Origin of the sequence: Pseudomonas sp. PDM26 (genome assembly GCF_019219185.1) — a bacterium.
Lineage (GTDB): Bacteria > Pseudomonadota > Gammaproteobacteria > Pseudomonadales > Pseudomonadaceae > Aquipseudomonas.
In genome coordinates this window covers 1-4,300 of sequence record NZ_JAHUWC010000028.1, presented here as the reverse complement: position 1 = coordinate 4,300, position 4,300 = coordinate 1, and the positions used below count along the sequence as shown (strand labels likewise).

Annotated in this window: 4 protein-coding genes; 2 read left to right on the top strand and 2 right to left on the bottom strand. The window is 57.9% G+C overall.

What is annotated here, in order from left to right:
• Window positions 1-287: 287 nt before the first annotated feature.
• Window positions 288-1,508 carry a CaiB/BaiF CoA-transferase family protein gene (locus KW849_RS30880; protein ID WP_218433885.1) on the bottom strand — a complete coding sequence of 407 codons (1,221 nt, stop codon included), beginning with the start codon at window positions 1,506-1,508 and terminating at the stop codon, window positions 288-290.
• A 13-nt stretch (window positions 1,509-1,521) separates the two neighbouring features.
• Window positions 1,522-2,703, bottom strand: coding sequence for an acyl-CoA dehydrogenase (locus KW849_RS30875; protein WP_218433884.1), 1,182 nt, complete (start codon window positions 2,701-2,703; stop codon window positions 1,522-1,524).
• A 157-nt stretch (window positions 2,704-2,860) separates the two neighbouring features.
• Here KW849_RS30875 and KW849_RS30870 point away from each other — a divergent pair, with 157 nt between their 5' ends.
• Together KW849_RS30870 and KW849_RS30865 are read left to right on the top strand one after the other, a co-directional pair.
• Window positions 2,861-3,760: a LysR family transcriptional regulator gene (locus KW849_RS30870; RefSeq protein ID WP_218433883.1), complete on the top strand. Its 900-nt coding sequence runs from the start codon at window positions 2,861-2,863 to the stop codon at window positions 3,758-3,760.
• A gap of 435 nt (window positions 3,761-4,195) precedes the next feature.
• Window positions 4,196-4,300, top strand: a 105-nt coding sequence (locus tag KW849_RS30865; RefSeq protein ID WP_218433886.1) for a hypothetical protein, incomplete at its 3' end; no start/stop codon positions are given.

The following is a 4,300-nucleotide window of genomic DNA, read 5'->3' as shown; positions in this document are numbered from 1 at the left end:
GAGGCGAATTCTACAGCGTTACACGCTGCTGTCAACACCTCTTTTTCAACTTCCTTTTGGCTTCGATGACCTGAAGCAACTTGCTGCCGAAAACTGCGTAACTCATTGTTTGCCAAGGAGTTTTCCGCTTCGACTGCGCCGGAAGTGGGGCGAATTATAGAGATCTGGAATCTGCCGTCAAGCACTGATTCAAGTTTTCTATCAATAACCTGCAGAATGCAGCAAAACACCCCAAAGGGAGGCCTATATAGAGGAGCCGAAACTCCCCTCTATATAGAAGAGACCTATCAGAGAACGCCCGAAGCCTTGAATGCGGACACCGCCCCCGCATCCAGGCCCAACACCCGCTGCAAAACCTCGAACGTGTGCTCACCCAGCAAAGGAGGCGCAAAACGGTACTCCACCGGCGTCTCCGACAGTCGAATCGGGCTCGCCACCTGAGGCACCATCCCGGCCAGCGCATGCGGCAGCTCGATAGCCAACCCACGCGCCTTGACCTGAGGATCGGCAAACATCTGCGCCACGTCATTGATAGGCCCGCATGGCACGCCAGCCTGCTCCAACTGCGCCACCCACTCAGTGGTCGTCTTGAACACCGTCGCCTGGCGGATCAGCGGAATCAGTACAGCCCTGTTTGCCACCCGCAGCTTGTTGGTGGCAAAACGCGGATCGTCCGCCCACTGCGGCTGCCCGGCCACTTCCGCGAACTTGCGGAACTGCCCATCGTTCCCGACGGTAAGGATGAAATCGCCATCCGCCGTAGGAAAATCCTGATAGGGCACGATGTTCGGATGAGCATTTCCCAGGCGTTTAGGCGCATTGCCTGTCGTCAGGTAGTTCATGGCCTGGTTGGCCAGACAAGCCACCTGCACGTCCAGCAGAGCCATATCGATATGCTGACCACCGCCATCGTGATCCCGATGCGCAAGCGCTGCCAGGATCGCGACGGTCGAATACAGCCCGGTCAGGATATCCGTCAGCGCCACGCCAACCTTTACCGGCCCCGCGCCTTCTTCGCCTTCAGGTCGCCCCGTCAGGCTCATGAGGCCGCCGAGCCCCTGGATCATGAAGTCATAACCCGCACGCTTGGCATAAGGACCGGTCTGGCCGAATCCGGTGATCGAGCAATAGATCAGATCCGGATTGATCGCCTTTAGCGATTCATAGTCCAGGCCATAAGCCGCCAGACCACCGACCTTGAAGTTCTCAATCAGGATGTCCGACTTGGCCGCCAGCTCTCGCACCAGCTTCTGCCCTTCAGGGCGTGTGAAGTCGATGGTGACCGATTGCTTGTTGCGATTGGCCGACAAGTAATAGGCGGCCTCGCTGGTGTTCTCACCATAAGCGTCCTTAAGGAACGGCGGCCCCCAGGCGCGCGTGTCATCGCCGTTGCCCGGACGTTCGACCTTGATCACTTCGGCGCCAAGGTCGGCCAGGATCTGCCCGGCCCAAGGTCCGGCCAGCACCCGCGATAAATCCAGTACCCGTAGATGCGATAGCGCGCCCATGGACGTCCTCCTGTTAATAGAACGCCTGGAGGCCGGTTTGCGCACGACCGAGGATCAGTGCATGGACGTCGTGTGTACCTTCATAGGTGTTCACCACTTCCAGGTTGACCAGGTGACGCGCGACACCAAACTCATCGGAGATGCCGTTGCCGCCCAACATATCGCGAGCCATGCGCGCGATGTCCAGGGACTTGCCGCAAGAGTTGCGCTTCATCATCGAAGTGATTTCGACCGCCGCGGTGCCTTCATCCTTCATGCGACCCAGACGCAGGCAGCCTTGCAGCGCCATGGTGATTTCAGTCTGCATGTCGGCCAGCTTCTTCTGGATCAACTGGGTAGCGGCCAGCGGGCGACCGAACTGTTGACGATCCAGGGTGTACTGGCGAGCGGTGTGCCAGCAGAACTCGGCCGCACCCAGCGCACCCCAGGAGATACCGTAGCGTGCCGAGTTGAGGCAAGTGAAAGGACCTTTCAGGCCACGGACATCCGGGAAGATGTTCTCTTCCGGCACGAACACGTTGTCCATCACGATTTCACCGGTGATCGATGCGCGCAGGCCCACCTTGCCGTGAATCGCCGGAGCGCTCAGACCTTTCCAGCCCTTCTCCAGAACGAAGCCGCGGATGTCGCCGGCATCGTCCTTGGCCCAGACCACGAACACATCGGCGATCGGACTGTTGGTGATCCACATCTTGTTGCCGGTGAGGCTGTAGCCACCTTCCACTTTGCGCGCACGAGAGATCATCGCGCCCGGGTCGGAGCCGTGGTTAGGCTCGGTCAGGCCGAAGCAGCCGATCCACTCGCCCGACGCCAGTTTCGGCAGGTACTTCTGCTTCTGCGCTTCGGTACCGAATTCATTGATTGGCACCATCACCAGCGAGGACTGCACGCTCATCATCGAGCGATAGCCGGAGTCGATACGCTCGACTTCACGGGCGATCAGGCCATAGCTGACGTAGTTCAGGCCACTGCCACCGTACTGTTCGGGAATGGTTGCGCCCAACAGACCGATCTCGCCCATTTCGCGGAAGATCGCCGGATCGGTCTTCTCATGACGGAAAGCTTCAAGAATGCGCGGCGCAAGGCTCTGCTGAGCAAACTGCGCAGCCGTGTCGCGAATCATGCGTTCTTCTTCAGTGAGCTGTTGATCCAGCAGCAGGGGATCGATCCAGTTGAAGCTAGCTTTACCGCCCATGAGTGTGTCCTCTCGAATCGGGTCAAATAACGTGGACTGATCCTAGGCCCGGATCGGCGCCACGACAAACGAGGATTTTGCATACTGTTGTGCTAATTTCTCACTCCGAAACATCGCAAAAGAGCGTTTATGCGATGCATTAGTGAGGTTGACGTACATGCGCAGAAAAATACCCAGCACCACTGCCCTGATCAGCTTCGAGGCTGCAGCGCGCCATGAGAGCTTCACCAAGGCCGCCCAGGAACTTTCGCTGACCCAAGGAGCGATTTGCCGACAGATCGCCAGCCTTGAAGAGTTCCTCAGCGTGGAACTGTTCCGACGCTCGCGGCGTGGAGTGAAGCTGACGGAGGCCGGGCTTTCCTACAGCCGTCGGGTTGCCACACAACTCGATGCGGTCGAACGGGACACCCTGTCGGTGATGGGCCAGCAGGGCGCCAACGTGATCGAATTGGCGGTGGTCCCGACCTTCGGCACCCAATGGCTGCTGCCGCGTCTCAAGGACTTCCAGCAAAAGCACCCGGAAGTGACGGTCAACCTGACCAACCGCACGCGGCCGTTCCTGTTTGCCGACACTGATTTTGATGCCGCCATCTACTTCGGTGATGCGGATTGGTCGGGTACAGAGTCCCACAGGCTGATGGGTGAAAACCCGATGCCCGTTTGCAGCCCCAACCTGCTCGGAAACAAGACCAGTCTGACGCCCGGCGAAATCGCCGACTTGCCTCTACTGCAACAAACAACCCGCCCCTATGCCTGGCGCCAATGGTTCGATTCCCAACACCTGAATGTCCCGCGAGACATGACAGGCCCTCGCTACGAGCTATTCTCCATGCTCGCGCAGGCGGCCATGCACGACATGGGCATTGCCCTGATTCCGCCGTTTTTGATTCAAAGGGAGCTGAAGGAGAAACGCTTGGTGATCGCCAACCCGCAAGCATTGTCCAGCATCAAGGCTTACTACCTGATGATTCCTGAGCGAAAGGTTGAATCCGCGTCTTTGAGGGCATTTCGTGACTGGTTGGTAAATCAGGCACACAGCTACAGCCTAGAAGGATAAAGGCCTCACAGCGCTACTTGACCCCGTAGTCAGCAAATATAAAGCCCTACAGATGTACGTATTTGTCGCATGCCAGCAAACTGTATCGAGAAGCTGTACAAACGTTCCACAAGCGCCTGACCACGCGGCTTTGCGCCACTATTTCGAAGCGATGCCGCATCATTCATACGGCCGATGTGTAAATTCTTCAATTTCGGCCAGAATCCTTGCAAAGCACGGTCTGCAAGGGATAGAGCCGGCTGGTTGCGACATTCGGTCACGGGGTGACTTGTAGTTAATTTTCCGTCACCCGTCATAATCCCTTGAAGGGCACAAAGTTCGCCTGCAAAATGCCGCGCCCCGCCCTGATTTGGCGGGATCGTGCTGATCGGCCGCCCCAGCCGCACCATCCGTAGTGCATGGGTTTACTCAATAAGATCACGCAGGAGATTTGACGTGCACATTGGTGTTCCTCTCGAAACCCAGACCGGTGAAACACGGGTTGCTGCAACCCCGGAAACCATCAAGAAGCTGATCGGCCAGGGCCATAAGGTCACTGTC